We start from the raw sequence: 4115 nt of genomic DNA, 5'->3' as shown, positions 1-4115 counted from the left end.
AGGACTCTGCTTTACTCTCTGAAAATTAGACTAAAAAACTCCGAACTGGGGTTAATGAAAACATCTTTCATATTATTTATTACTCCAGTAATTATGAGTTGTCGCAATTTTTATCTTTTAAGGAAGCAAGATAAAGGGTTTCAATTTCCTTTCTTGCCCATGGTGTTTTGCGCAGAAATTTAAGGCTGGATTTGATACTGGGGTTGGAAGAAAAGCAGTTAACTTTGACTCTTTTCGCTAGGCCTTCCCAACCATAACAAATCAACAAACTATTCAAGATAGCCTCTAGGGTAATGCCGTGCAGTGGATCATTAGAAGTTCTGTCCATCAACTATACCTTTTTGGTGCACATTGGGGTGTTTAGTCTATACTTCGCTAAACTCTTTATCATAATAATATAATATGACCATTAAAATTGCTCTGAGATTTAATAATGAATTACAGTTGTGAGTCTAAGATTAATCAGACCTAATATCTTTTGAGAAGTTGCGTATCTGGCCAACCTATTATCTTGCGATATTTATTCAGCGATGATATCCCTTTTATGTTGAAATTTTTGCATATGCTCGTCTAATGATAGGAGATAAGAAATGCTACTTTCTCTTCTCAACGCACGTGCTGCAAAATAATTATCCACTGCTGCCTTCAAAACATATCGGCTAGAGGCTCCCACCAGAGCCACAATTTGCAGCCATGTGATATCGGCGAAGATATGAATTCCACTAAACACAGCAGCCCCTTCTATGCCCCCTTTCAAGAGAGAACTTGTAAATCCCTCATTAATAGTTTCAAGCCTCTTCCTAAAATTTGTTACCGCTGGGGTGATTTCAGTTTTAATTAATGTAGTGATTCCTTGTAAATAATTCTCATGTGTAAGAAGACTTGCTTGTTTCACTTGAATTGAGGCAAGATATTCCAAGAACTCCTCTCGTGCATTTTCAGATTTTTTTCTATATTCAACAACTTTTCTAATATCCATGCTCTCTATACTTTCATTGGATATGAGTTCATCAAATATTGCAAAACCAAGATCTGCGATACTAACGATAGTATCCGAATTTTCTAAGTTTTTTGCGGCACGCTTATATTGAGTATTTAATAAATTTACATAAGGAGTGGCATCTGCTAGCGGGATAAATCCACTCCTAGCCCCCTTCATTAATGAAAAATTTAATTGAGCAGAACATAGTGCTATTCGCTGCAATAAAAATGCATTAACCGCATCAGGATTTGTTATATCGAAAGGAGAAAAATTTTGTTTTAAAAACTCTACCGTATTGGAATTGTCTAACCGTGATAAATCTATATTCTCAAACAGCTTAATAAGTTCTTTTTGAGTGTTTCCAAAAGAACCATAATCTCCTTCGGGAAATTGTTGGTTCCTAAAGGTTTTCGACTTAGAAAGACCATCCCTATAATTTTCGATAAAGGAAGCATCACTTAAATCAGATACTACTTTTTCCATAATATCAGTAGAAAGCCTTCCTCCATCAACGCTATGCACATATAAAGGTACACCAGCATCTTCACGAAAGGATTGCTCGATTGCTCTTAATGGGGATTGAGCCCCAATTAAGCCGAAATTGCCAATAGTCAATGCTGGCCTATCCATAAAATGGATTTCATCAAAGAATAAAATACATTTTTTTAACGTTGTTTCTGATACTTGCATATCAGGGTAGTAAAGTACCTTTATTTTATCGCGCATATCACTCCATATAAACTAGCATCCTTATTTCAACACTAACAAACTTGCTGAAGAGAAAACTCAACATCAAATTCATCGTACAGAGCTTTAGGCATTAAGGGCGCCCTTCCTCTATGTATTTTATTTGGACTTTCTTCTAGTTTAACTAGACCATACTGTTCCATTGTTCGCAGAGTTCTAAGGATATTATTGGCCTTCCTTTTATATCCTGTTAGCGCCTCTAAATCAGAAACAGATTTAGGCTCATTTTCTATAATTAACTTCAATAGCAGTTGATTATCTTCAGATAATACATGAGCCAATGACTTCATTGACGTGAACCAAATTTTTGGTTCATCTTTTTTAGGTTTATATATCCCCTTGGCAATGGCAATTGTGCGCTGTTTATACTGCTCAAGAGACATAATGCCTATTCTTGCTTTATTCATTATTTACTCTCCTTAAGAGTTATAAGACGCTTATCTACCTCATTCCAAAAGTCTTCTAAAAGCTGTCCTGCATTAATATAATTATAAGGTCTTCCTTGATCCTTCTCATCAAAATGCCAATGATCAAAGGTTCTTTCCGGGCTAACCCCTTTCTTTGCCCCATATTTAATTTCATGGCTATTATCAAAACCCAATATTCGATTATTGGATTTATCATGTAGAGTTAACGAATATTTAATACCCTGTTGTCGGCTTTGTGTTTTAATAACCTCGAACTTAACCCATAGGCCAAGAGACTCATCAATAATGATTCTTTCACCATTGAGCTCTAATAAATTTTCTAATGTATGGTCAATTGCATTCATAATTAATTATATCACATGATGATATATTTGCAATTTTAAACGGGCGTTTAATGAAACATGTTGATATATCAATAAGGTGTACTTCAATAGCAAATAATTGTACTAAACAAATCCGCTGAGAAATCATCGTCATAAATATTAATCAAATGATTGATATTAAAATCAATTAGATATAATGTAATCACTTTGATTTAAAAGGATTTAAACATGAAAACAGCCCTACCTCAACTCTATCAAGAAAGCTCTAGTGGATTACACCAAATATTAAACCATAGAACTCGAACACCTTGCGCAAAAAACTTAGTTTGAGTACATATTCACCAATGCATGGAAATGCTTTAGTGGACATAGAATTAGACAACCAAGCTTTATTTAGTGTAAGGCTTGCGGAACAGTTTGTTCTATTTAACTCAACAAAAGGGGTATGTGTTCATTACCCTAGCAACCAACTGCCTCATGAAAGTACATTAGACTCATTAGGTTTGTTTACCCCCAGCATTCAATTTTTGGGTCCTTCATGCTGCATCGAGGATTTTTCACAAAAAACTAATGAGATCCGCCAGAAGTTAATGATATCAGGATTCAAGCTTCACTTAAAATCATCTAAAGCGGATTCTTTGCCCCCTCTATCCAATAACAGCAAGTTAATGTTTAGTTCAGTAATTGATGATGAAATAACAAGAGTCATCGCAAAAATTGGTTTTAATTATTTTGCATATAACTTTAAGCATCTTGCATTAAGTGAGCATTTAGATCCTACATAGAAACTATGTACGCTATGGATTAAAAACTGATCACACTATTGTTAGCATGAAACATCAGCCAATCAATGCACATGTCCTCAGTTTAAATAAAGAAAGATTTGGATATCATACCATTTTTATCGGGCATCAAGGGAGACGAATAATGGCAAGAATTGTCTTATTTAACCATAATATTTTTGATGTTACTATTTCAAATAATTACCCCTTTGTTCTGAGTAATGCATTTAATATAGGCCATCGATTCTATATTCATGAAAAACGAGTAGAAAAAATCACTTAAAATTATTGGACTGTCAATTATTAATAGGATATACCAATAAGCATAAGCAATCAGTTTAATAAAACGTCCTTTGGTAATTATTTAAATCAAGATTAATTAAAACAGTTTTTTGAACTCATTGAGCCTAATGAAATCGTCTCTCGCAACAAAATAATAGGAGTTCACAAAAACGGTGGTTTTTTTGAACGAATCAGATTAGAGCTCCAAAAATCAAACTTACTTGACTACACATGTCCATTTGATGATAAAATTCAATAATGGTTAGCTACCTGTCTTGTCAGTAGGTAAATAGCTTTTTAATAGTATAGGACTTGTGGTTAGCGTTTGAAGGAAAACTCATACTCCTGCATTAATTGTGATCTTAATTGATAACTCTTATAGGCCGACTTTTCTTTCAATATTTCACTTCTTATATCGAGCTGAGGTTAAAATACTTAGAGGTTATAGAAGTCGAGGGCAGAGCTGTTCTCTACCCTGGGAGATGGGATAGTTAATTAAGGATCAACAATAACATTAGGGTTAAGCCCCATAATCCAAGGCCAATAATAAACCCAGTACAAAATTGAATAA

At 34.2% G+C, this 4115-nt stretch carries 6 protein-coding genes; 2 read left to right on the top strand and 4 right to left on the bottom strand.

Translation table 11 applies throughout. From position 1 onward, the window contains the following. Positions 1 to 91: 91 nt before the first annotated feature. The 4 genes from QM652_RS14230 to QM652_RS14215 form a co-directional block, all read right to left on the bottom strand. On the bottom strand, positions 92 to 328 hold the full coding sequence (locus QM652_RS14230; protein ID WP_415076933.1) for a VF530 family DNA-binding protein: 237 nt from the start codon (positions 326 to 328) through the stop codon (positions 92 to 94). A gap of 192 nt (positions 329 to 520) precedes the next feature. Further along, positions 521 to 1708 carry a hypothetical protein gene (locus tag QM652_RS14225; protein WP_415076931.1) on the bottom strand — a complete coding sequence of 396 codons (1188 nt, stop codon included), beginning with the start codon at positions 1706 to 1708 and terminating at the stop codon, positions 521 to 523. Between the two features lie 35 nt (positions 1709 to 1743). Continuing rightward, positions 1744 to 2136 (bottom strand): transcriptional regulator, encoded by a 393-nt coding sequence (locus tag QM652_RS14220; RefSeq protein ID WP_415076929.1) that lies wholly within the window; start codon positions 2134 to 2136, stop codon positions 1744 to 1746. Beyond that, entirely contained in the window at positions 2136 to 2501 is a 366-nt protein-coding gene (locus QM652_RS14215; protein WP_415076927.1) for a DUF6516 family protein, read from the bottom strand. The genes QM652_RS14220 and QM652_RS14215 overlap by 1 nt, the downstream gene beginning before the upstream one ends. A gap of 341 nt (positions 2502 to 2842) precedes the next feature. Here QM652_RS14215 and QM652_RS14210 point away from each other — a divergent pair, with 341 nt between their 5' ends. Further along, positions 2843 to 3265 (top strand): hypothetical protein, encoded by a 423-nt coding sequence (locus QM652_RS14210; protein WP_415076925.1) that lies wholly within the window; start codon positions 2843 to 2845, stop codon positions 3263 to 3265. Positions 3266 to 3407: 142 nt separating this feature from the next. After that, positions 3408 to 3545, top strand: coding sequence for a hypothetical protein (locus tag QM652_RS14205; protein ID WP_415076923.1), 138 nt, complete (start codon positions 3408 to 3410; stop codon positions 3543 to 3545). Positions 3546 to 4115 lie beyond the last annotated feature (570 nt).

Origin of the sequence: Legionella sp. (genome assembly GCF_047605385.1) — a bacterium.
In the GTDB taxonomy this organism is placed as follows: Bacteria; Pseudomonadota; Gammaproteobacteria; order Legionellales; family Legionellaceae; genus Legionella.
Note: the sequence above shows the minus strand (reverse complement) of the source record. Positions and strands in the feature narration are given on the sequence as shown.

Bases quoted from the DNA above. Each gene is read 5' to 3' on its own strand.
- QM652_RS14230 (WP_415076933.1), bottom strand. From the start codon at position 328: ATGGACAGAACTTCTAATGATCCACTGCACGGCATTACCCTAGAGGCT.
- QM652_RS14220 (WP_415076929.1), bottom strand. From the start codon at position 2,136: ATGAATAAAGCAAGAATAGGCATTATGTCTCTTGAGCAGTATAAACAG.
- QM652_RS14205 (WP_415076923.1), top strand. From the start codon at position 3,408: ATGGCAAGAATTGTCTTATTTAACCATAATATTTTTGATGTTACTATT.
- QM652_RS14215 (WP_415076927.1), bottom strand. From the start codon at position 2,501: ATGAATGCAATTGACCATACATTAGAAAATTTATTAGAGCTCAATGGT.
- QM652_RS14225 (WP_415076931.1), bottom strand. From the start codon at position 1,708: ATGCGCGATAAAATAAAGGTACTTTACTACCCTGATATGCAAGTATCA.